The following is a 20848-nucleotide window of genomic DNA, read 5'->3' on the forward strand; positions in this document are numbered from 1 at the left end:
AATTCATCGATTGATGAAATACTCATATGAATCTGACACTGCGCCAATTGCGTGCCTTCGCTGCCGTGGCCGAAACGGGCAGCTTCACCGCCGCGGCGCAGCAGCTGCATCTCACGCAGTCGGCGCTCAGCGTGCTGGTGCGCGAGCTCGAACGCGAAATGGGCGTGCAACTGCTCGACCGCCACACGCGGCGCGTGCAGGTCTCGGAAGCCGGGCGCGAGTTCCTGCCTTCCGTGCACCGCCTGCTCGGCGATCTGACGAGCGCGGTCGCCGGCGTCACGGATTTGCGTGACAAGAAGAAAGGACTGTTGCGTCTTGCAGCGCCGCAACTCATGGCCTGCACGCTGATGCCGCGCGTGATCGCGCTCTACCGCGAGGCCTACCCCGAGGTCGAGGTGCGCCTGGCCGACACGCTTCCCGAGCACCTGCTGGCGGGCGTGATGAGCGGAGACGTGGAACTCGCGGTGGGGCAGGACGTGGCGGTCGATGCCGCCATCGAACGCCGCACGCTGTTTCGCGACCGCCACTGGCTGATCTGCCCGCCCGGCCACGCCTTCGCGAAGCGCCGCAAGGTGCGCTGGCATGAGCTCGAGCCGTACACCTTCATCGCGCCCACGCGCGACTTCCGCCAGCGCGTGCTGCCCGAACTGGCCCCGACGGAGCGCGACTACATGCTGCGCCCCGGCACGCAGGAGGTGTCGTACATGACCACGGCGCTCGGCATGGTCGCCTCGGGGCTGGGGCTCACCGTCTGCCCGACCTATTCCGCGCCGCTGGTGCGTGCCCACGGACTGCAGATGGTGCGGCTGGAGTCACCGGATTTCCATCGCGAGGTGTGCATCTACAGCGCGGCGCGGCGCACGCTTTCGCCTGCCGCCGCGAGCTTTGTCGAGATCCTCGAGCGATTTGCCAAGGCGCAGCAAAAGGGCTGAAAAGCATCGGGAGGCCGCAAGAGGCGCGCAGAGCGGCCGCGGGCCGAAACCTACAATGCAAGGCGACCTGTCCACCACCACATCCAGACCATGAACGTCATTCGATTCACCGACCTCTGCGCGCAGGGCAAGGCCGCCGGCCAGCGCGTCTTCATCCGTGCCGACCTCAACGTGCCGCAGGACGACGCAGGCAACATCACCGAAGACACGCGCATCCGCGCCTCGGTGCCCTGCATCCAGCTGGCGCTCGACGCCGGCGCCGCCGTGATGGTCACCTCGCACCTGGGCCGCCCGACCGAGGGCGAGTTCAAGCCCGAAGACTCGCTCGCCCCCGTGGCCAAGCGCCTGGGCGAGCTGCTGGGCCGCGAGGTTCCGGTGGTGGCCAATTGGGTCGACGGCGTCGACGTGAAGCCCGGCCAGCTCGTGCTGCTCGAGAACTGCCGCGTCAACAAGGGCGAGAAGAAGAACGACGAAGCGCTGGCGCGCAAGCTCGCCGCGCTCACCGACATCTACGTGAACGACGCCTTCGGCACCGCCCACCGCGCCGAAGCCACCACCTACGGCATTGCGCAGTTCGCCAAGATCGCCGCGGCCGGCCCGCTGCTCGCAGCCGAGCTCGACGCCATCTCCAAGGCGCTGGCCCTGCCCAAGCGGCCGCTGGTGGCCATCGTCGCGGGTTCCAAGGTGAGCACCAAGCTCACCATCCTCAAGAGCCTGTCGGCCAACGTCGACCAGCTGATCGTCGGCGGCGGCATCGCGAATACCTTCATGCTCGCGGCCGGCCTCAAGATCGGCAAGTCGCTGGCCGAGCCCGACCTGATCGACCAGGCCAAGGCGGTGATCGAATCCATGCGCGCGCGCGGCGCCGATGTGCCGATTCCGGTGGACGTGGTCACGGCCAAGACCTTCGCGGCCGACGCACCCGCCACGGTCAAGGGCGCGAGCGACGTGGCCGACGACGACCTCATTCTCGACATCGGCCCCCGGACGGCCGCGATCCTTTCCGCGCAACTGCGCGAAGCCGGCACCATCGTCTGGAACGGCCCGGTGGGCGTGTTCGAGTTCGACGCCTTCGCGGGCGGCACCAAGGCCATCGCCCAGGCCATCGCCGAAAGCAGCGCGTTCTCGATTGCCGGCGGCGGCGACACGCTCGCGGCCATCGCGAAGTACGGTATCGAGAAGCAAGTCGGCTACATCTCGACCGGCGGCGGCGCCTTCCTCGAGGTGCTCGAAGGCAAGACGCTTCCGGCGTTCGAGATTCTCGCCAAGCGTGCCGCGGGCTGATTTTCAGCGCCTGCCCGCCGCGTCTACTTCCTGTGGACGCGTAAAGTGTATACAGTAGCGAATACAAAAATGGAGACAAGCTCAATGATCACGGACCGCCTTCCCCGCCACGCCACCAAGATCGTCGCCACGCTCGGCCCGGCGTCCAATACGCCCGAGCTGCTGGAGCAGATGATCCTGAACAAGGTCAGCGTGGTGCGGCTCAACTTCAGCCACGGCACGGCGCAGGACCACATCGACCGCGCCGCCATGGTGCGGGAGGCGGCGCGCAAGATCGGCCGCGAAGTGGCGATCATGGCCGACCTGCAGGGCCCGAAGATCCGTGTCGGCAAGTTCGCGCAGGGCAAGGTCTGGCTCGAGCCCGGCGCCAAGTTCGTGCTCGACGCTTCGCGCACCGAGCCCGGCGATACCGATGCGGTCGGCCTCGACTACAAGGACCTGCCGCGCGACGTGCGCCCCGGCGACAGGCTGCTGCTGAACGACGGCCTCATCGTGCTCACGGTCGACGCGGTGCGCGGCGAAGCGGTGCACACCACCGTGAAGCTGGGCGGCGAGCTCTCCAACAACAAGGGCATCAACAAGCAGGGCGGCGGCCTCACGGCGCCGGCGCTCACCGCCAAGGACATGGAAGACATCAAGACCGCGATGAGCTTCCAGGCCGACTACGTGGCGGTGAGCTTTCCGAAGAACGCCACCGACATGGAAATGGCGCGCCAGCTGTGCAACGTGGCTGCGGCCGAATACGGCCACAAGCCGGGCCTCATCGCGAAGATCGAGCGTGCCGAGGCCATTCCCAAGCTGGAGGAAATCCTGCGCGCGAGCGACGGCATCATGGTGGCCCGCGGCGACCTGGCCGTCGAGGTGGGCAACGCCGCCGTGCCGGCGCTGCAGAAGAAAATGATCCGCATGGCGCGCGACATGGACAAGGTGGTGATCACCGCGACCCAGATGATGGAGTCGATGATCACCAACCCCGTGCCCACCCGCGCCGAGGTGAGCGACGTGGCCAACGCCGTGCTCGACGGCACCGATGCCGTGATGCTCTCGGCCGAAACCGCCTCGGGCCGCTACCCGCTCGAAACCGTGCAGGAGATGAGCCGCATCTGCGAAGCCGCCGAAATCGCGGAAGACAAGACGCTCGACGCCGACTTCAGCGGCAAGACCTACAGCCGCATCGACCAGTCGATTGCGATGGGCGCACTGTTTACCGCCCACCATCTGGGCGCCAAGGCCATCGTGGCGCTCACCGAGTCGGGCTCCACCCCGCTGTGGATGAGCCGCCACCGCGCGCACATTCCGATGTACGCGCTGACCTCGCGCCTGGCCACGCAGCGCAAGATGGCGCTCTACCGCAACGTGCGCCCCCTGCTGATGGACTCCGAGAGCGACCGCGACACCGCGCTCCAGCAGGCCGAAGACCACCTGAAGAAGCGCGGCATCGTGCAGACCGGCGACGTCTACGCCATCACCTGCGGCGAGCCGATGGGCGCGCCGGGCGGCACCAACATGCTGAAGATCTGCCGAGTCAGCTAGGCACACTCCCAGTCTTCGCGCACTTCGTGTCGCTACGCCCACCCCCCCCCTCGCCGGGGGCAACACCAGCGGCCCGGCAAAGGCGGTTCCGCGGTGTTCCTGGAGCTAGCCGTTACGGAATAAGAAGCTGTAGGCATTCAGGGCGGGCACTCCGCCCAGGTGCGCGTACAGCACCTTCGAGCCCGGCGGGAATTCACCCAGCCGCACCTTCTCGATCATGCCGTGCATCGACTTGCCCTCGTACACGGGGTCCGTCAGCATGCCTTCGAGCCGCGCGCAGAGGCGAATTGCTTCCAGCGTGCCTTCGTTCGGCAGGCCGTATTCGGGGCCGCCGAAGCGGCGGTCGAGCACCACGTCTTTCTCGGTGATGTCGCGGCCCAGTTCGACCAGTTCGGCCGTGCCCTTGGCAATGCGCACGATCTGCTCGAAGGTCTGCTGCGGCTTGGCCGAGGCGTCGATGCCGATCACGCGGTCGGCCCGGCCGTCGGCCGCGAAGCCCACCACCATGCCGGCCTGCGTGCTGCCCGTGACCGAGCAGGTCACGATGTAGTCGAACTTGAAGCCCAGCTCGGCTTCCTGCTGCCGCACTTCTTCGGCAAAGCCCACGAAGCCCAGACCGCCGCGCGGATGCTCCGAGCAGCCGGCCGGAATCGGAAAGGGCTTGCCGCCGGCCTTGCGCACGTCGGCCATCGCCTGTTCCCAGCTCTTGCGGATGCCGATGTCGAAGCCCGCCGCGTCGAGCCGCACGTCGGCGCCCAGGATGCGGGACATCTCGATGTTACCGACGCGGTCGTACACCGCGTCGGAATAGTTGACCCAGTTCTCCTGCACCAGCACGCACTTCAGGCCCAGGTGTGCGGCCACGGCCGCCACCTGCCGCGTCTGGTTCGACTGGATGCCGCCGATCGACACCAGCGTGTCGTAGCCGCCCTCGAGCGCCTCGGGAATCAGGTATTCGAGCTTGCGCGTCTTGTTGCCGCCGAAGGCGAGGCCGCTGTTGCAGTCCTCGCGCTTGGCGTACAGCTCGACCTCGCCGCCCAGGTGGGCGCTCAAGCGCTTGAGCGGATGGATCGGCGTGGGGCCGAAGGTGAGTGCGTGGCGGGGAAATTTCTTCAGGTTCATCGATGCGCTCCAGAGAAGGAAATTGGAAGGAGGAGTGACATCGATCGTAGAAAGAAGGCGCCGAAACGTGGTTGCAAACTTTGGTGGAAATGCGAGCGAAAAAAAGACAAGATCGCCGGATCGAAGGGTTTTGGTTTGCAAAGGAAGAGATGAGCACAACAAAGTTGCGTACGACGCCGGCGCGAGGGGCGAGAGGCGTGCAAGTGGCCGAAGCGCCGCTGGAACTCGACCGCACCGACCGCGCCATCCTGCGCGCGCTGCAGCGCGACGCCTCGGTGTCGAACGTGGCCTTGGCGGCCAAGGTCAATCTCAGCGCGCCCGCCTGCCTGCGCCGTGTGGAGCGGCTCAAGGCCGCGGGGCTCATCAAGGGCATCGTGGCGCTGCTCGATGCCGATGCACTCGAACTCGGCATGCTGGTGATGATCGGCGTGGTGCTCGACCGCTCCACGCCCGACTCCTTCGCCGACTTCGAAAAGGCGGCGCAGAAGGTGTCCGGCTGCCTCGAATGCCACGTGGTCACGGGCGAGTTCGACTACTTCATGCTCGTGCGCACGCGTGACAACGACAGCTTCAACCGGCTGCATGCGGAGCAGCTGCTGTACTTGCCCGGCGTGCGGCAGATCCGGACTTTCGTGGTGCTCAAGCAGGTGCTGTCGACCACGCAGCTGCCGATCTAGGGGCGACCGCCGCTGCTTGCGTCATTCCCTTGGGGTACCTGTCAGTGCCGTCCCACAAGGGGGCTCGATAGAATTGCGGCAGTTTTCTCTCGTCTTTCCGCCTTCTTTTTCCCTTATTTCCGCGAGGTATTTCCCATGGCACTCGTCTCGATGCGCGAACTGCTGGACCACGCAGCCGCCAACGGCTACGGCATTCCGGCCTTCAACGTCAACAACCTCGAACAGGTCCAGGCCGTCATGGAGGCCGCCAAGGAAGCCGGCGCGCCCGTCATCCTGCAGGCCAGCGCCGGTGCCCGCAAATACGCCGGCGAAGCCTTCATCAAGCACCTGATCCAGGCCGCGATCGAGCAGTACCCGAACATTCCGCTCGTGATGCACCAGGACCACGGCCAGAACCCGGACGTCTGCAAGGGCGCCATCGACCTGGGCTTCAGCTCGGTGATGATGGACGGCTCGCTCGAGGCCGACGGCAAGACCATCGCCAGCTACGACTACAACGTCGACGTCACCAAGAAGGTGTCGGACATGGCCCACCGCCTGGGCGTGACGGTCGAAGGCGAGCTCGGCTGCCTCGGCTCGCTCGAAACCATGAAGGGCGACAAGGAAGACGGCCACGGCACCGACGACACCATGACGCGCGAGCAGCTGCTGACCGACCCCGAGCAGGCCGCCGACTTCGTCAAGCGCACCCAGATCGACGCGCTGGCCATTGCCATCGGCACCAGCCACGGCGCCTACAAGTTCACGCGCGAGCCCACCGGCGACATCCTGGCGATCGACCGCATCAAGGAAATCCACCGCCGCATTCCCAACACCCACCTGGTGATGCACGGCTCGTCGAGCGTGCCGCAGGAACTGCTGGCGATCATTCGCCAGTACGGCGGCAACATGAAGGAAACCTACGGCGTTCCCGTCAAGGAAATCCAGGAAGCCATCAAGCACGGCGTGCGCAAGATCAACATCGACACCGACATCCGCCTGGCCATGACCGGCGCGGTGCGCAAGTTCCTGGCCGAGAACCCCGAGAAGTTCGACGCCCGCGAATGGCTCAAGCCCGCGCGCGAAGCCGCCAAGCTGATCTGCAAGCAGCGCTACATCGAGTTCGGCTGCGAAGGCCAGGGCGCCAAGATCAAGGGCGACACGCTGCAGGTCGTTGCCGCCAAGTACGCCAAGGGCGAGTTGGCCCAGGAAGTGGTCTGAAACTTTCCTTGCGATTCGAAGGCCACCGTTCGCGGTGGCTTTTTTCTGCGCGCACAATCCGTTTCCCACGTCATCCGTTTCTCATCGCATCTGCCTCATGACCACCGTCCACACCTCTTCCATCCAGAGCCTGCCCCTGCTTGCGCGCGGCAAGGTGCGCGACAACTACGCCGTGGGCGAAGACCGCATCCTGATGGTCGCGAGCGACCGGCTCAGCGCCTTCGACGTGATCATGGGCGAACCGATTCCGGGCAAGGGCGAGATCCTGACGCAAATGGCGCTGTGGTGGTTCGACCGGCTCGGCCAGCTGTGCCCCAACCACCTGACCGGCGACGCTCCTGAAAGCGTGGTCACGGCCGACGAGGTGCCGCAGGTCACGGGCCGCTCGATGCTGGTCAAGCGCCTGACGCCGATTCCGGTCGAGGCGGTAGTGCGCGGCTACCTGGCCGGCAGCGGCTGGAAGGAATACCAGGAAAGCCGCTCTGTCTGCGGCGTGCCGCTGCCCGAAGGGCTCACCAACGCCAGCAAGCTGCCGCGCCCGATCTTCACGCCCGCCGCCAAGGCCGCGGCCGGCGAGCACGACGAGAACATCAGCTATGACCGCGTGGTCGAGATCGTCGGCCCCAAGCTGGCGCAGCAGATCCGCGAAACCAGCCTGGAGATCTACGAAACGGCCGCGCAGATTGCGCTGACCAAGGGAATGATCATTGCCGACACCAAGTTCGAGTTCGGCCTGGACGAAGCCGGCACGCTGGTGCTGATGGACGAAGTGCTGACGCCCGACAGTTCGCGCTACTGGCCGGTCGAGGGCTACCAGGCCGCGCTGGCCGCCGGCGCCAATCCGCCGAGCTACGACAAGCAGTTCGTGCGCGACTGGCTCGAAGCCACCAAGATCAACGGCAAGCCGTGGGACAAGACGCCGCCGGCGCCGCGGCTGCCGGCCGAGGTGATCGAGAAGACCGCGGCCAAGTACCGCGAAGCGCTGGAACGCCTCACCGGCTGAGGAAAAGCAAAAGCGGCCCTCCCGCCGGCCGCCGACCTCAGCGGCTCGCCGAGTTCAAGGTCGCCACGGTCCGCCCGCTCGCGTCGAGCAGCGCGAGTTGTCCCGGCCCGGCGAGCCGATAGCTCGCGGTGGTCTGCAGCGCCGAAATGAACTGCGCTTCGTTGGCGCCGCGCACCGGGTCCGTGCAGGCCATGCGGGTTGAAGCCAACTGGCCGATGCGCAGCGTGATGCCGCTGCGCGTGAACGAACCCGACACGCGGTTGCAACCGCCCGATCCGCTGACGCGGCCGCTGTTGCGGTCGAACTGGATTTGCGCATCGCTGCCGGGCGCCACGGGCTCGTTGCCCAGCTGCACGAGGCGCCACACCGGCCCCTCGATCGGCTCGTCGAGGCTGATGCCGCTGCCGCAACCGGACAGCGCTGCGCCCAGAATGACGGTCGCTAGAACGGGAAGCGCGAGACGGGCGCTGTGGCGGGCGAGAAAACGCATGGCCGGTTTTTCCTTCTTCTCAATTGCAACAAGTTGAATCGCCGCCATCGTATTCGACGCCGGCCTAGCTCGCCAATGCCGTGCCGCCTGCCAGACGTGCGCGAACGCAGGTCCGCACGCTGGCTGGCGTGGCCTCGTCGTCGAGCAGCACGGGCCATTCGGCCTTTGCCTGGCGCACGGTGTCGCGGGCGATGGCCATGAGCCGGGAGGGGCGCAGCAGACCCGCCGCGCGCAGCAGCGCATCGAGCGCGGCCCAGTCGAACGCGCGAAGGCGGGCATCGATGGCGCGATTGACCGCGTAGTCGGCGGCCGGCACGCCTTCGAAAAAGGCCGCCACGCACACCGGGTCGTAAAGCGGTGCCAGCACCGGCGCCACGCCGTCGAGATAGCGCAGCGCCCAGTTCTTCAAATGGGCGTCGCTGTTGCCAAGCAGGATGAAGGCGACGATGCGCCGCACGCATTCGCGCACGTCGGCCACGGGGTTGGGCGAGAGCCGGTCCAGCACGCGCAGCATGGCGGGCCAGTCGACGTTGAGGCCGCGGCCGTACTTCTGGCGCGGTTCGTACTGGAGTACCTGGGCGAATTCTTCCATGTGGATTCGTCCGCCGTCGGCCGTGCGGTCGAAGCGGCGCACGGCCAGGACCTGTCCGAACGGCACTTGCTCGGGCAGGTCGGCGTCGGTGCGCTCTATCACGCTGGCTTCGGCGCAATCGAGGCCCAGTGCCCCGCACAAGCGGTAGCCGGTGTATTCGTTGGCGACCAGGTCGGGGTGGCGAGTGGTCGGGAGCTTGAGAATGAAGGAGCCCAGCTCGCCGCCGGGCCGCCCCAAGGCGGGTGCGCCCCCTTGGGGGCCCGCGAGGCGCAGCCGAGCTTCGGGGCTATGCAGGCCATGGCGCCGCACCACATAGCGCCGGCCGTCTTGCACGGCCGAGAACTTGGTCACCACGCCCGGAATGGCGGCTGCGTCTTCCACGGGCAGCTCGACAAACCCCGGCTCGAGCACGTCGAGCCCGAGCGCGGTGTGCCAGTGCCTGACCGTATCGGGAATGCCTTCGGCCGTGGGTACGGGCTCGACCTCGAGCGCGCCCATCAGGTCGTGACCGGCGGCGGCCAGCAGCTCGAACTCGTCGTCCGCGCTGCAGCCGCGCTGCAAGGCCAGGCGCTCCCGGTTGTGGCCTTCGGGCAGCAGGTTCTGGAAGTAGCTCGGCCAGTGGCCGTCGCTGCGCGACACGCGGGCATCGCGGGCCGAAGCCAGGATGGCCCGGGTCGCGGCCTCGTCGGCACCGCGGTAAGCGAGCGAAAGCGTGGGTCGGGCCGGGTCGGCGATGTAGGCCTCGTCGAACGACACGCGAAGAATGTCGCCGTACTGCGAGAGGTAGCCGATGGCGCGCCGCCCGCCGCCGGGAGCGTGCAGGTACATCCGCAAATAGCGAATGCCGGTGTTGAACGCGGCGCGGATGCTCACCGGCCCTCGTCAGCCAGGCTCTGCGCGATGGAGGGTGGCGCGCCGGCGCCCGCCGGCTGGCCGAGCAGCCGGCCGCCCGACCGCACGAAGTCTTCGAGTTGCGGGCGCAGCGCGGCGGGCACCGTCATGAGTTCGAGCCCCAGCACGCGCGCCATTTCGAGCAGGGTCGAAAGCCGCGGGTCGATCTGGCCGCTTTCGATGCGCTGCACCGTCATTCGCGAAAGGCCGGCTTGGGTGGCCAACGCTTCCTGGCTCAGGCCGGCCGCCTTGCGGGCTTTTTCGAGTTCTTCAGTAAGTTGGATCATTAACGTACGCTTTTACCGGAGATTGAGTAGTAATGATATCTTTTTGAGGGTGGGCTGAACAACAAAAAAGCGACCCTTAGATCGCTTTTTGGTCGAATTGCGCATCCAAGAGCGCAACCACTCACTTAACTCAACACAACGCTGCTGAGTCGGCGACGGTAGGTGGCCACCACCGGATCGTCCGGCGGAATCTGCCCGTCGGCCACTTTCACCTTGGGCGGCTCGATCAGGTCGAGGATCGCGATGTAGGTCTTGCGCGCGAGTTCTTCGTTCCAGCTCTTGTCGCGCATCAATATGTCGAGCAGCTCGTCCATGGCATCGGTCCAGCGCTGCTCGGCCATCAGCAGGCGGGCGCGGCCGAAGCGGGCGTCGAAGTCGCGCTTGCCGGCGGCAATCCTGGCATCGAACTCGGCCAGCGTGGGCGCGGCACCCGAGGCCGGGGCTGCAAAATCGATGGCATCCATCCAGCGCTGCAGCGAATCGAAGCGGCGCACCAGCGTGGTCTTGGCGATCACCGGTGCGAACGCCACCTTGGCGTCGTCGATGCGGCCTTGTTGCAGCAGCAGCTTGATGTAGTCGAAGCGCGCGTCGTCGTTGGCCGGATCGGTGGCCACCGCATGCTGCAGCCGCTCGAGCGCGCCTTCGGTGTCGCCTTCGGCCAGCGCTTCCTGGGCCGCGGCTTCCTCGGAGGCCGCCTCGACTTCTTCGGCGCCAGGCACGTGCTTGTCGAGGAATTCGCGGATCTTGTCGGCCGGAATGGCACCGACGAAGCCGTCGACCGGCTGGCCGTCCTTGAACATTACGCAGAAAGGAATGCTGCGTACGCCGAACATTTCGGACAACTGCGACGAAATCTGCGGCACCTTGTCGGCGTCGAGCTTGGCCAGCGTGAAGCGGCCGGCGTACTCGGTTTCGAGCTTTTCGAGCACCGGGCCGAGCTGCTTGCACGGTCCGCACCATTCGGCCCAGATGTCCAGCAGCACCGGCGTGGCGACCGAGCCTTCGACCAGTTCGGCCTGAAAATTTTCGAGAGTGATGTCGATCATCGGAACCAGCTGGGGGTGAAACGTAAAATTGAAACCATGAACGAAACCATTCAGGTCGGTGTAGTGATGGGCTCGAGCTCCGATTGGGAGACGATGCGCCACGCGGTCGAGATTCTCCAGCAATTCGAAATCTTGCACGAAGCGAAGGTGGTCTCGGCCCACCGGATGCCCGATGCGCTGTTCGCGTACGCCGAAAGCGCCGCCGGGCGCGGGCTCACCGCGATCATCGCGGGGGCGGGCGGCGCGGCCCACTTGCCGGGCATGCTGGCCTCCAAGACCACCGTGCCGGTGCTGGGCGTGCCGGTCGCCAGCCGCCACCTGCAAGGGGTCGATTCGCTCTACAGCATCGTGCAGATGCCCAAGGGCGTTCCGGTGGCGACCTTTGCCATCGGCAATGCGGGAGCGGCCAACGCGGCGCTGTTCGCGGTGGCGATGCTGGCGGTGAACGATCCGGCGCTGCGCGCCCGGCTCGACGCCTTCCGCACGGCCCAAACCGCCGCGGCCGAAGCCATGACATTGCCGCCGCCGCCAGTGGCGGATGCCGGCGCTAGTGCCGGTGTCGTATCGCCTTTTTCGCCGCAAGGCGGGGGTGCCCTGTGAGCAAGAACGACCTTCCCATTCTTCCGGGCGCCACGCTGGGCGTGCTCGGCGGCGGCCAACTGGGCCGCATGTTCGCGCACGCCGCCCAGCGCATGGGCTATTTCACGGCCGTGCTCGACCCCGACGCCGACAGCCCGGCCGGCCGCGTGAGCCATCACCACATCCATACCGACTACGCCGATGTCGACGGCCTGGCGCGTCTCGCGGGCCTCGCCGATGCGGTGACGACGGAGTTCGAGAACGTGCCCGCGCCGTCGCTCGACAAGCTGTCGGTCGCCCGGCCCGTGGCGCCGGATGCGGCGGCCATCGCCATCGCGCAGGACCGGATCGCCGAAAAGGCCCATTTCACGCGCTGCGGCGTGCCTTGCGCGCCCTACGCCGTCATCGAGACCGCCGCGCAGCTCGCCGCCGGTGATGACGGGCTTCTGCCCGGCATTCTCAAGACCGCCCGCCTCGGCTACGACGGCAAGGGCCAGCAGCGCGTGTCCACGCGGGCCGAACTGATCGATGCCTGGCAAGCCTCGGGCTGCGTGCCGTGCGTGCTCGAAAAGTTGCTGCCGCTCGAATTCGAATGCTCCGTGATCGTGGCGCGCGGCCGCGACGGGCAGCTGGTGCACTTTCCGCCGCAGCGCAACCTGCACCGGGGCGGCATCCTCGCCCTGACCGAGGTGCACGGCCAGAACATGCCCAAGACCGTGGCGCAGGCCGCCATCAACTCGGCAAAGAGCATTGCCACCGGCCTGAACTACGTGGGCGTGCTGTGCGTCGAGTTCTTCGTGTTGACCGACGGCTCGCTGGTGGTGAACGAAATGGCGCCGCGGCCGCACAACAGCGGCCACTACACGATGGAAGCCTGCGACGTGTCGCAGTTCGAACTGCAGGTGCGCACCCTCGCCGGCCTGCCGCTCGCTCCGCCGCGCCAGCACAGTCCGGCGATCATGCTGAACCTGCTGGGCGACCTGTGGTTCACCGCCGAGGGGGGCGACAAGCCAGTGACGCCGCGCTGGAGCGATGTGCTCGCGTTAGCCGGCGCGCACCTGCACCTGTACGGCAAGGTCGACCCGCGCCGCGGCCGCAAGATGGGCCACCTGACTTTCACCGGCGCCACGCTCGAAAGCGTGCGCGCCGCGGCCTCCCAGGCCGCCACGCTGCTCGGCCTGCCGGCGCTTTCGGCGGCCGATTTCGCATGATTCTCGACGGCCAATCTCCCCAGGCCATTGCCGAGGCCGTGCGCCTGCTGCGCGCGGGTGGGCTGGTCGCTTTTCCGACCGAAACCGTCTACGGGCTGGGCGCCGATGCGACCAGCGACATGGCGGTGGGCGGGATCTTCAAGGCCAAGGGGAGGCCTTCGGACCATCCGCTGATCGTTCACGTGGCGGCAGGCATCAAGGGAACCGAGGCGCTGTCGCGTTTTGCGCAACCGCTTCCGCCGTTCGCGCAAAAGCTGGTGCAGGCCTTCTGGCCCGGCCCGCTGACGCTGATCGTCACGCGCCAGCCCGGCGTGGCGGCCGCGGCGGCGGGCGGGCAGGACACCATCGGTTTGCGCTGCCCTTCGCATCCGGTGGCGCAGGCGCTGCTCGAAGCCTGCGCCGAGCAGGGCGTACCGGGCCTCGCGGGGCCCAGTGCCAACCGGTTCGGCCGCGTCAGCCCGACCACCGCCCAGCATGTGTTCGACGAATTCGGCGATTCGCTGCCGGTGATCGACGGCGGCGCCTGCGAGGTGGGCATCGAATCGACCATCATCGATTGCAGCCGTGGCGCGCCCGTGCTGCTGCGCCCGGGCGTGATCACGCGTGCGCAGATCGAGGCCGCGCTGGGCGAGCGCCTGAGCGGCCGCGAGGTGCTCGAAACGCCCGACCCGCGCGCTCCAGGCACGCTGGAGGCGCACTACGCGCCGAATGCCAAGCTGCGGTTGATGGACGCCAAGGGCATCCAGACCGGCCTCGACGTGCTCGGCGCGGGGGCCGCGAACATCGCAGTGTGGTCGCGCGCCGAGGTGCGCAGCCCCTCGCATCGCGTGCTGCAGCGGCGCATGCCTGACGACGCGCTCGCGAGCGCGCACCAGTTGTTCGCGGTGCTGCGCGAGTTCGATGCGCAGGGCGTCAAGCTGATCTGGGTCGAGACGCCGCCGGACACGCCCGAGTGGGAAGGCGTGCGCGACCGCCTCCAGCGCGCAGCAATGGGCTAACCCCCAGGGGTTGGCGGCCGGTTAGCCGCCGGCGGCCAATACGCCCTGGAAGAAACCGCGGGCGGAAGCCAGGCAGAACGGGGGCGCCAGCGTACCGTGGTAGGCCAGGGTGACCGCCCGCGCCTTGTCGGCGTCGCTGCCGGGGCTGTTCTGCGCCAGAGTGCTCTTGGCCTGCGCAAAGCCGGCGCGCGCGGCGGAATAGGCGTCGGTGGCGGCGGTGTCTTCCAGGTCGACCACCGTCAGCGCGGCGGCGGGCATGCCGCGGGCGCGGAAGTAGCCGGCCGTGGCGCGGGTGCTCAGGAAGTTCACGGTGGGGTCGTTGGCGCCGCCGCACATGAGCACGGGGCGGGTCGGCAGCCAGTTGCGCAGATCGTTGGCGCGTGCGGCCTTGCGAAAGCCGACGGCCGGCCTGCAATCGAGCGGCGAGGTCGTGCTCAGCGAGGCGGCCGTGGCGGGCAGCGCATTGCCTGAGCAGGGATTCGCCCGGATGTCGCTCGCCGCCTGCGTCAGGTAGCTTTGGCGAATGAGGTTGTTCGCGCCATAGAAGATCGACAGGTCCGGGCTCACCGGCCCCGGCGTGGCACCGGCGGGGAACAGCGCGAGCTGTGGCAGCTTGCCATTGGCGAACAGCGTGGTGATGGGCGTCAGGCTCGGCAGCAGGGTGTCGATGCCGGCGGCGTACTGCGATTCGTAGATGTCGCCGGTGCTGCCGTACACGTCGCCGAACTGCTGCTGCCAGCTGGCCGAGAGCAGCGGTACGAAGAGCGTGCTGCCGAGCGCCGGCCACCCCTGGAAGGTGTAGTCCGCCAGCAGGCCGATGGCCGAAGGCGCCGAGAGCGGTGCCGAGGCCGTCACCGCCTTGCCCGTGGCCTGCATCTCGCGGTGCGCCGCCATTGCCACGTAGCCGCCCTGCGAATAGCCGGTGATCAGCAACGAGCCTGCGTCGGTCGCGCTGATGCCAGCGAACGTCTTGCGCGCCGCGGTGAGCGCATCGACCATGTCCTTGCCTTGCTGGTCGCCGTTGAGGTACGGGTGATAGGGCAGCGTCGACTTGTCGTAGCCCGCGTAGTTGGGCGCCACCACGATGTAGCCCTGCGCCGCGAACATGGCGGCGACGGTGAGGCCTTCGCCGGCCGCGGGCTGACCGGCCTCGGTCCACCTGGCGATGTTGTAGTTGCGCGCGGCGGTAGTGCCGTGGGCATAAAGAACCACGGGCCGCGCCCCGTTGCAGGCCACGTCCGCGCCCGACGGCACCATGACCGCGGCCGTGGCGTTGGTGGCTTCGTTCTTCGCGCCGATGGTGCGGTATTCGAGATAGCGCGTCTCGATGCCGCACTTGGGCGTGCCTGCAACCTGGAGCAGCGCCCGGCCCGAACCATCGGCCTCGAGCAGTGACTTGAACTGGTCGACCGTCAGCTTCGACGCCTGCTCGGGCGGGTTCGTCACGACCGAGCCCCGGCCCGTGTCCGCCGTGGGCGGCGGAAAGCCCACCCCGATGCCGCTTCCGCCCCCACCGCCTCCTCCCCCGCAGGCCGCCAACAGCAGCGCGGCGCCGGCGAGTGCCGCTGACGCCGCTGCCCTTTTATGCATCGAGGAGCGGAAAGGTTGTTGCGGTTTCTTCAAGACGTCTCTCCTGTGTGGCACGGATGTCGAATCGAACGGGCGTCCGATTCTGTGCAGCACCCCAGCCGCGCGCAAGCGGCCTTCACCTACAGAAGTTTTCAGTACAACGCGCCGGTGAGCAGCGAGAGGAGGAGAGGCCTTAGTTGTCCTGGGAAGCCCAGTCGACCAGTGCGTCGAACGCGGCCCGCGTCGCGCCCGCGTTTTCGCCGTTGGCAATGGCCACCAGCACGTAGCGCCGGCCGCTCGCACCGTGCACGTAGCCGGCGACGCCGGATGAGTCGCGCAACGAGCCGGTCTTCAGGTGCGCCGCGCCGCCCGAGCGCAGCGCGCGGCGCTTGAGCGTGCCGTCCACGCCCGAGGCCGGCAGCGAGGACACCAGTTCCGGCATGACCGGCGAGCGCCAGGCCACCTGCAGCATCTTGCCGAGCGCCGCGGCGCTGATGCGTTCGTCGCGCGACAGGCCCGAGCCGTTGTCGAACACCGGCGGCGCTTCGCCCGTGCCGATGCGGTCGCGCCACCACTGGCCCAGCACATTGCGCGAAGCCTCGAAGGTGCCGCGGTTCTTCTGCGTGAGGCCCAGTGTGAGGAACACCTGCTGCGCCATCACGTTGTTGCTGTACTTGTTGATGTCGCGTACCACCTCCGAAAGCGGCGGCGAGCCGAACTCGAAGGCCGGCTTGAGGCCCGCCGGCACCCGGCCGTCGCGCATCTGCCCGCCGACGCGGCCGCCCATTTCGGCCCACATGCCGCCGATGGCGCGCAGGCCATAGGTTCGCGGGTCGGCATAAGCCACGGCCCAGCTCTTCTCGCCACACGCGGCCGGAAGCGCGCCATTGAACCGGATGCGGTTCGGGTCGCTGAAGTCGGGCCTGATCGCCGTGCGCCAGTCGCCGCATTCGCCGGGCGCCAGCGCAATGGTGGATTGCATGGACACGCTGGCGAGCGGGGGCTCGTAGTTGATGCGCGCCAGCTGCCCGCCGCGCTCGGGCGTGAAGGTCATGCCGACCGACTTGAAGTTGACGAGCAAGGCATCGGGCGAGGCGTTGTAGGGCCGCAGCGGCTCGCCGTCGAAGGCGGCCGGGTCGTTCTCGGCCGTGTTCTCGAAGGCGCTGCGGTCGAGCACGATGTCGCCGCTCACGGTGGTAATGCCCAGGCCCTGCACGCGGCGCAGCAGCAGCCAGGCCCTTTCCAGCACCAGCTTGGGGTCGCCCTGGCCCTTGATGTAGAGGTTGCCGTTGAGCACGCCGTTGCTCACCGTGCCTTCGACGTAGACCGGCGTGTTCCAGCTGTAGGCCGCACCGAGCAGTTCGAGCGCGGCATAGGTGGTGACCACCTTCATGATCGACGCCGGGTTCACCGGCACCTGCGTGCGCCAAGCCAGGCGCGGGGGGCGCAGGCCCTCGGCGTCGGCCACCAGCATCGTGACCGAGTCGCGCGGCACCTTGGCGCGCGCGAGGGCCGTCTCTACGTCGGCCGGAAAGGCTTGCTGCGCATAAGCACCCGAGACAAGCAGCGTGGCAAGGGACAGCGCGCAAACGGGCCGAAGGAAGGAGAGACGAGCAAGAACCATCGGCCGATTATCCCGGCCGGAAAACATGCAGCTGCGCGTGATACAGCAGCATCACCGTCTTGGCGTCGGCGATGCGCCCGTCGGCCACCATCCCCAGCGCCTCGTCGATGCCGAGTTCGAGCACCTCGATGTCCTCGCCCTCGTCGGCCAGACCACCGCCGTCGCCCACGCGCATCGAAGGCTCGTACTCGGCGATGAAGAAGTGCAGCTTCTCGGTCACCGAGCCCGGGCTCATGAAGGCTTCGAAGATCTTCTGCACCGCGCCGAGCCGGTAGCCCAGCTCTTCTTCCACTTCGGCGCGAATGCGCTCCTCGGGCGCCGCGTTGTCGAGCAGGCCGGCCGCCGCCTCGATCAGCAGGTCGTCGTGGCCGTTGACGAAGGCCGGATAGCGGAACTGCCGCGTCAGCAGCACCGTGCGCTGAGCCAGGTTGTACGGAAGCAGCGTGGCGCCGTTGCCGCGGTCGTAGGTTTCACGGTGCATGCGCTGCCATTGGCCGTCGTTGCGGCGCCAGTCGAAGGCGGTGGTCTTCAGCGTGTACCAGTTGTCGGAAAGCAGGGTGGCTTCGTGCACCCGGACGCGGTCTTGAAGGGTCATGGTGCCAAAGCTTATGCGTAAATTCGTGCAGAAACAAGAAAATTCGTGCAACTCGCAGCTTGGCCGGATACGATCGGGCGATGCTCACCCGCCAGCGCAAGCAACACATCCTCTCGGTCCTGCAGCGCGACGGCAATGTCGTCGCCAAGTCGCTCAGCGAGGCGCTGGCGCTGTCGGAAGACACCATTCGCCGCGACCTGCGGGAGCTGGCCGCCGAGGGGCTGCTGCAGCGCGTGCACGGCGGCGCGCTGCCGCTCGCCAGGGCCGAAGCTGATTTCGCGGGCCGCCTGCAGCTCGCGACCGAGGAGAAAGTCGCCATCGGCCGCGCCGCGGCACGGCTGGTGCGGCCAAGCCAAGTGGTGTTCATCGACGGCGGCACCACGGCCGTCCAGATGGCGCGGCACCTGCCGAAGAACCTGCGCGCCACGGTGGTGACGCACAGCCCGTCGGTGGCGGTCGAGCTGGTCGGCCACGCCGATGTGGAAATGGTGCTGATCGGCGGGCGCCTTTTCAGGCATTCGATGGTCGCGGTGGGCGCCGCGGCCATGGACGCCATCTCGCGCATCCATGCCGACGTCTGCTTTCTGGGCGTGACCGGCGTGCACGCCGAAGCGGGGCTGACCACCGGCGATGTGGAGGAAGCCGCGATCAAGCGCGCGCTGATGGCGGCTGCCGCGGAGACAGTGGTGCTGGCCTCGTCGGAAAAAATCGGCGCCGCTTCAGCCTGGGTAATCAACCCTGTTTCGGCCGCCACGAGCCTCCTGGTGTCGCCGGAAGCGCCCGCCCCGGCGCTCGCGGCCCTGCGCAAGGCGGGGTTGGCCATCTTGCGCAGCGACGCCGGCTGACGGGCGCCGTCACACCAGATTTGCCCGATTCGCCCTTGGCCGGCGGAGCGGCGGCGGCCCCTCGATAATCGGGGGATGCCTGCCACGATCCGTTTCTCGCCCCGCACGCTCGGCATCGGTGCGGCCGTGGTCACCGTGCTGGTCTGGACCGCCTTCATCGTGATCGCCCGAGCCTCGGCCGGACGCTCGCTCACGCCCTTCGACCTGGCCCTGGCGCGCATTTGCGGCGCCAGCCTGGTGCTGGTTCCATGGGGCGCCTGGCTGGTCATGAAGAGCCGTCGCGAGCCACAGGGCGGCACCGTCTCGTCGTTGTTCGGTCTTTCGCCGCTGTCGCTGCAGGTGACCGCCACCGCCGGCGTCTTCGGCGGCCTGGCGTACGCCATGCTGGCCTACAGCGGCTTCTTTTTCGCACCCGCCGGCCATGCCGCGGTGCTGATGCCGGGCAGCCTGCCGCTGTGGACCACGCTGCTGGCCGCGCTGGTGCTGCGCGATCGCATCACGCCGGGCCGCGCGTTCGGCCTTGCGCTGATCGTTGCCGGCGATCTCGTGGTCGGTGGGCGCAGCCTGCTGCACGCCTTCGAGGGCGGCGAGGTCTGGAAGGGCGATCTGCTCTTCATGGGCGCGGCCTTCTGCTGGGCCTGCTACAGCGTCGTGGCGCGCCGCCACGGGCTCGATGCGGTGCGCGCCACCATCGCCATCACCGTCTTTGCACTGCTCACCTATGTGCCCGTCTACAGCCTGCTGGTGGCGGGCGATGCGGTCGTGAGCCACATCGGTACCGCGCCCTGGGGCGAGGTAGCGTTTCAGATGCTGTTCCAGGGCGTCGGCTCGGTGGTGATCTCGGGCATTACCTTCACGAAGATGATTCAGTACTTCGGGCCGGTGCGCAGCACCATGATCACGGCATTGGTGCCCGGTCTCTCGGCCTTTGGCGCGGTGATCTGGCTCGACGAACCGCTCTACTGGAACCTGATTGCCGGCCTGCTGCTGGTCACCGCCGGCATCCTGTTCGGCGTGCAGAAGGCCGCCGCGGGCCGCCCGGCCGCAAGGCCCGCGGTTCCGGTCGCCGCAGCCATGGGACGCCGCGATGCATAAGCTCCTGGCTTTCGACACCAGCACCGAGCACCTGTCGCTCGCGGTGCGCCACGGCGAGCGCCTGTTCACGCACAACGGAGCGGGCGGCGCCCAGGCCTCGAGCACGCTGATCCCGCTCATCCTGCAGTTGCTGGCCGAGGCCGGGCTCGAACTGGCCGCGCTCGACGCCATCGCCTTCGGCCGCGGTCCGGGTTCCTTCACCGGCCTGCGCACCGCCTGTTCCGTGGCGCAGGGCCTGGCTTTCGGCGCCGGCGTGCGGCTGCTGCCCGTCGACACGCTGCTGGCCGTGGCCGAGGAAGCGCGCCATGCCTTCGGCGCCCGCCAAGTGGTCGCTGTGCTCGATGCGCGCATGGACCAGCTCTATGCCGCGCGCTACGACTTCGATGGCGGCGGCGCGCTGGGCGGCACGGACGACGAGCCGCTGCTGCTCGCGCCCGAAGCACTCGAAGTGCCCGCCGGCTGGTCGCTTGCAGGCAACGCCTTTGCCGCCTACGGCCCGCGCCTCGCGCCCGCCGCGGCGCGCCATGAGGCGCTGCCGACCGCCACCGCGATGCTCCGGCTGGCGCCTGCGCTGCTGGCCGCCGGACGCACTGTCGATGCGGCACATGCCTGGCCGCTGTATGTTCGCGATAAAGTGGCGCAAACCACGGAAGAGCGTGCCGCCATCAAGGCGGCCGCGGTTGCGATTTCACCGGTGTCCCACCGATGAGTGCCGTTCTTCAGCCCGTCGAAGCCCGACTCGAACCGCTCACCATCGAGCGGCTCGAGGCTGTCTGCGCGGTGGAACAGACGGCCTACAGCCATCCCTGGACACGGGCGAACTTCATCGACTCGATGGCCGTCGGCTACCAGTGCCAATGCCTGCTCGCGCCGGCCTCGCTGCCGCACCTGGCGACGCCGGTCACCAGCCTTGGCGAAACGCTGATCGGCTATTACGTCGCCATGAAGGGCGTCGACGAAGTGCACCTGCTCAATATCACCGTGGCACCGGCTTTCCAGCGCCAGGGCTGGGCGCCGCTCATGCTTGAAGCGCTGACCGGCTGGTCGCGCGGCGAAGGCGCGCTGTGGCTCTGGCTGGAGGTGCGCCAAAGCAACCAGCGCGCGCTCGACATTTATGTGCGCCAGGGTTTCCGCAGCGTGGGCGTGCGCAAGGGCTACTACCCGGCGCACGATGGCAAGCGCGAAGACGCCGTGGTCATGAGCCTGAGATTGAACGAAACAGGCTCGGCCTGGGGAGCCTTGCGATGAGCGCCGCGCCGGGTCGCCCCAACCAAG

21 protein-coding genes are annotated in these 20848 nt (G+C 67.9%); 13 read left to right on the top strand and 8 right to left on the bottom strand.

What is annotated here, in order from left to right; translation table 11 throughout:
- Positions 1 to 26: 26 nt before the first annotated feature.
- From QFZ42_RS26530 to pyk, 3 genes are all read left to right on the top strand, one after another.
- Positions 27 to 932: a LysR family transcriptional regulator gene (locus QFZ42_RS26530; protein WP_307703839.1), complete on the top strand. Its 906-nt coding sequence runs from the start codon at positions 27 to 29 to the stop codon at positions 930 to 932.
- 90 nt (positions 933 to 1022) lie between these two features.
- Positions 1023 to 2216: a phosphoglycerate kinase gene (locus QFZ42_RS26535; protein WP_307703840.1), complete on the top strand. Its 1194-nt coding sequence runs from the start codon at positions 1023 to 1025 to the stop codon at positions 2214 to 2216.
- A gap of 84 nt (positions 2217 to 2300) precedes the next feature.
- Positions 2301 to 3749 carry a pyruvate kinase gene (gene pyk, locus QFZ42_RS26540; protein ID WP_307703841.1) on the top strand — a complete coding sequence of 483 codons (1449 nt, stop codon included), beginning with the start codon at positions 2301 to 2303 and terminating at the stop codon, positions 3747 to 3749.
- Between the two features lie 105 nt (positions 3750 to 3854).
- Here pyk and QFZ42_RS26545 read toward each other — a convergent pair whose 3' ends face one another.
- Complete coding sequence (locus QFZ42_RS26545) at positions 3855 to 4871, bottom strand: 1-aminocyclopropane-1-carboxylate deaminase (protein WP_307703842.1); 1017 nt, start codon at positions 4869 to 4871, stop codon at positions 3855 to 3857.
- 149 nt (positions 4872 to 5020) lie between these two features.
- Between QFZ42_RS26545 and QFZ42_RS26550 the strand changes: the two genes are divergently transcribed.
- From QFZ42_RS26550 to QFZ42_RS26560, 3 genes are all read left to right on the top strand, one after another.
- Positions 5021 to 5548, top strand: a complete 528-nt coding sequence (locus QFZ42_RS26550) for an Lrp/AsnC family transcriptional regulator (RefSeq protein WP_307703843.1) — start codon at positions 5021 to 5023, stop codon at positions 5546 to 5548.
- 135 nt (positions 5549 to 5683) lie between these two features.
- A complete protein-coding gene (gene fba, locus QFZ42_RS26555) occupies positions 5684 to 6748 on the top strand; it encodes a class II fructose-bisphosphate aldolase (protein ID WP_307703844.1) in 1065 nt (354 codons plus the stop codon).
- Between the two features lie 97 nt (positions 6749 to 6845).
- Positions 6846 to 7751, top strand: coding sequence for a phosphoribosylaminoimidazolesuccinocarboxamide synthase (locus QFZ42_RS26560; RefSeq protein WP_307703845.1), 906 nt, complete (start codon positions 6846 to 6848; stop codon positions 7749 to 7751).
- Between the two features lie 37 nt (positions 7752 to 7788).
- Here QFZ42_RS26560 and QFZ42_RS26565 read toward each other — a convergent pair whose 3' ends face one another.
- The 4 genes from QFZ42_RS26565 to QFZ42_RS26580 all read right to left on the bottom strand — a co-directional run bounded on the left by QFZ42_RS26565 (position 7789) and on the right by QFZ42_RS26580 (position 11057).
- Positions 7789 to 8241 (bottom strand): META domain-containing protein, encoded by a 453-nt coding sequence (locus QFZ42_RS26565; protein WP_307703846.1) that lies wholly within the window; start codon positions 8239 to 8241, stop codon positions 7789 to 7791.
- A gap of 64 nt (positions 8242 to 8305) precedes the next feature.
- Positions 8306 to 9661 (bottom strand): type II toxin-antitoxin system HipA family toxin, encoded by a 1356-nt coding sequence (locus tag QFZ42_RS26570; RefSeq protein WP_307704310.1) that lies wholly within the window; start codon positions 9659 to 9661, stop codon positions 8306 to 8308.
- A gap of 41 nt (positions 9662 to 9702) precedes the next feature.
- Positions 9703 to 10011, bottom strand: a complete 309-nt coding sequence (locus QFZ42_RS26575) for a helix-turn-helix domain-containing protein (protein ID WP_157616350.1) — start codon at positions 10009 to 10011, stop codon at positions 9703 to 9705.
- 125 nt (positions 10012 to 10136) lie between these two features.
- Positions 10137 to 11057, bottom strand: a complete 921-nt coding sequence (locus tag QFZ42_RS26580) for a tetratricopeptide repeat protein (RefSeq protein ID WP_307703847.1) — start codon at positions 11055 to 11057, stop codon at positions 10137 to 10139.
- Positions 11058 to 11093: 36 nt separating this feature from the next.
- Here QFZ42_RS26580 and purE point away from each other — a divergent pair, with 36 nt between their 5' ends.
- Genes purE through QFZ42_RS26595 form a run of 3 tightly spaced genes read left to right on the top strand, consistent with a single transcriptional unit; the run spans position 11094 to position 13845 of the window.
- On the top strand, positions 11094 to 11657 hold the full coding sequence (gene purE, locus QFZ42_RS26585) for a 5-(carboxyamino)imidazole ribonucleotide mutase (protein ID WP_307703848.1): 564 nt from the start codon (positions 11094 to 11096) through the stop codon (positions 11655 to 11657).
- Positions 11654 to 12847: a 5-(carboxyamino)imidazole ribonucleotide synthase gene (locus QFZ42_RS26590; RefSeq protein ID WP_307703849.1), complete on the top strand. Its 1194-nt coding sequence runs from the start codon at positions 11654 to 11656 to the stop codon at positions 12845 to 12847. Before purE ends, QFZ42_RS26590 begins: the two co-directional genes overlap by 4 nt.
- Positions 12844 to 13845 carry an L-threonylcarbamoyladenylate synthase gene (locus QFZ42_RS26595; RefSeq protein ID WP_307703850.1) on the top strand — a complete coding sequence of 334 codons (1002 nt, stop codon included), beginning with the start codon at positions 12844 to 12846 and terminating at the stop codon, positions 13843 to 13845. Before QFZ42_RS26590 ends, QFZ42_RS26595 begins: the two co-directional genes overlap by 4 nt.
- 21 nt (positions 13846 to 13866) lie before the next feature.
- Here the strand turns inward: QFZ42_RS26595 and QFZ42_RS26600 are convergent, their stop codons facing one another.
- The 3 genes from QFZ42_RS26600 to QFZ42_RS26610 form a co-directional block, all read right to left on the bottom strand.
- Positions 13867 to 15435, bottom strand: a complete 1569-nt coding sequence (locus QFZ42_RS26600) for an alpha/beta hydrolase family protein (protein ID WP_373423414.1) — start codon at positions 15433 to 15435, stop codon at positions 13867 to 13869.
- 172 nt (positions 15436 to 15607) lie between these two features.
- Positions 15608 to 17038, bottom strand: coding sequence for a D-alanyl-D-alanine carboxypeptidase/D-alanyl-D-alanine endopeptidase (dacB, locus tag QFZ42_RS26605; RefSeq protein WP_307703852.1), 1431 nt, complete (start codon positions 17036 to 17038; stop codon positions 15608 to 15610).
- Between the two features lie 7 nt (positions 17039 to 17045).
- Positions 17046 to 17633, bottom strand: a complete 588-nt coding sequence (locus QFZ42_RS26610) for a GDP-mannose pyrophosphatase (RefSeq protein WP_307703853.1) — start codon at positions 17631 to 17633, stop codon at positions 17046 to 17048.
- A gap of 80 nt (positions 17634 to 17713) precedes the next feature.
- Between QFZ42_RS26610 and QFZ42_RS26615 the strand changes: the two genes are divergently transcribed.
- The 4 genes from QFZ42_RS26615 (at position 17714) to rimI (ending at position 20821) form a co-directional block, all read left to right on the top strand.
- The gene (locus QFZ42_RS26615; protein WP_307703854.1) at positions 17714 to 18478 is read left to right on the top strand and encodes a DeoR/GlpR family DNA-binding transcription regulator; all 765 of its coding nucleotides are present in this window, start codon (positions 17714 to 17716) and stop codon (positions 18476 to 18478) included.
- 75 nt (positions 18479 to 18553) lie between these two features.
- Positions 18554 to 19573 (top strand): DMT family transporter, encoded by a 1020-nt coding sequence (locus QFZ42_RS26620; RefSeq protein WP_307703855.1) that lies wholly within the window; start codon positions 18554 to 18556, stop codon positions 19571 to 19573.
- The gene (tsaB, locus tag QFZ42_RS26625; RefSeq protein ID WP_307703856.1) at positions 19566 to 20282 is read left to right on the top strand and encodes a tRNA (adenosine(37)-N6)-threonylcarbamoyltransferase complex dimerization subunit type 1 TsaB; all 717 of its coding nucleotides are present in this window, start codon (positions 19566 to 19568) and stop codon (positions 20280 to 20282) included. Before QFZ42_RS26620 ends, tsaB begins: the two co-directional genes overlap by 8 nt.
- Positions 20279 to 20821: a ribosomal protein S18-alanine N-acetyltransferase gene (rimI, locus tag QFZ42_RS26630; RefSeq protein ID WP_307703857.1), complete on the top strand. Its 543-nt coding sequence runs from the start codon at positions 20279 to 20281 to the stop codon at positions 20819 to 20821. The genes tsaB and rimI overlap by 4 nt, the downstream gene beginning before the upstream one ends.
- Positions 20822 to 20848: the final 27 nt, after the last annotated feature.

Origin of the sequence: Variovorax paradoxus, from assembly GCF_030815855.1 — a bacterium.
In the GTDB taxonomy this organism is placed as follows: domain Bacteria; phylum Pseudomonadota; class Gammaproteobacteria; order Burkholderiales; family Burkholderiaceae_C; genus Variovorax; species Variovorax paradoxus_M.

Bases quoted from the DNA above. Each gene is read 5' to 3' on its own strand.
- QFZ42_RS26580 (WP_307703847.1), bottom strand. From the start codon at position 11,057: ATGATCGACATCACTCTCGAAAATTTTCAGGCCGAACTGGTCGAAGGC.
- QFZ42_RS26565 (WP_307703846.1), bottom strand. From the start codon at position 8,241: ATGCGTTTTCTCGCCCGCCACAGCGCCCGTCTCGCGCTTCCCGTTCTA.
- rimI (WP_307703857.1), top strand. From the start codon at position 20,279: ATGAGTGCCGTTCTTCAGCCCGTCGAAGCCCGACTCGAACCGCTCACC.
- QFZ42_RS26620 (WP_307703855.1), top strand. From the start codon at position 18,554: ATGCCTGCCACGATCCGTTTCTCGCCCCGCACGCTCGGCATCGGTGCG.
- QFZ42_RS26530 (WP_307703839.1), top strand. From the start codon at position 27: ATGAATCTGACACTGCGCCAATTGCGTGCCTTCGCTGCCGTGGCCGAA.
- tsaB (WP_307703856.1), top strand. From the start codon at position 19,566: ATGCATAAGCTCCTGGCTTTCGACACCAGCACCGAGCACCTGTCGCTC.
- QFZ42_RS26575 (WP_157616350.1), bottom strand. From the start codon at position 10,011: ATGATCCAACTTACTGAAGAACTCGAAAAAGCCCGCAAGGCGGCCGGC.
- QFZ42_RS26615 (WP_307703854.1), top strand. From the start codon at position 17,714: ATGCTCACCCGCCAGCGCAAGCAACACATCCTCTCGGTCCTGCAGCGC.
- QFZ42_RS26545 (WP_307703842.1), bottom strand. From the start codon at position 4,871: ATGAACCTGAAGAAATTTCCCCGCCACGCACTCACCTTCGGCCCCACG.
- pyk (WP_307703841.1), top strand. From the start codon at position 2,301: ATGATCACGGACCGCCTTCCCCGCCACGCCACCAAGATCGTCGCCACG.
- fba (WP_307703844.1), top strand. From the start codon at position 5,684: ATGGCACTCGTCTCGATGCGCGAACTGCTGGACCACGCAGCCGCCAAC.
- QFZ42_RS26595 (WP_307703850.1), top strand. From the start codon at position 12,844: ATGATTCTCGACGGCCAATCTCCCCAGGCCATTGCCGAGGCCGTGCGC.
- QFZ42_RS26610 (WP_307703853.1), bottom strand. From the start codon at position 17,633: ATGACCCTTCAAGACCGCGTCCGGGTGCACGAAGCCACCCTGCTTTCC.
- QFZ42_RS26570 (WP_307704310.1), bottom strand. From the start codon at position 9,661: ATGTACCTGCACGCTCCCGGCGGCGGGCGGCGCGCCATCGGCTACCTC.
- QFZ42_RS26535 (WP_307703840.1), top strand. From the start codon at position 1,023: ATGAACGTCATTCGATTCACCGACCTCTGCGCGCAGGGCAAGGCCGCC.
- purE (WP_307703848.1), top strand. From the start codon at position 11,094: ATGAACGAAACCATTCAGGTCGGTGTAGTGATGGGCTCGAGCTCCGAT.
- dacB (WP_307703852.1), bottom strand. From the start codon at position 17,038: ATGGTTCTTGCTCGTCTCTCCTTCCTTCGGCCCGTTTGCGCGCTGTCC.
- QFZ42_RS26550 (WP_307703843.1), top strand. From the start codon at position 5,021: ATGAGCACAACAAAGTTGCGTACGACGCCGGCGCGAGGGGCGAGAGGC.
- QFZ42_RS26600 (WP_373423414.1), bottom strand. From the start codon at position 15,435: ATGCATAAAAGGGCAGCGGCGTCAGCGGCACTCGCCGGCGCCGCGCTG.
- QFZ42_RS26560 (WP_307703845.1), top strand. From the start codon at position 6,846: ATGACCACCGTCCACACCTCTTCCATCCAGAGCCTGCCCCTGCTTGCG.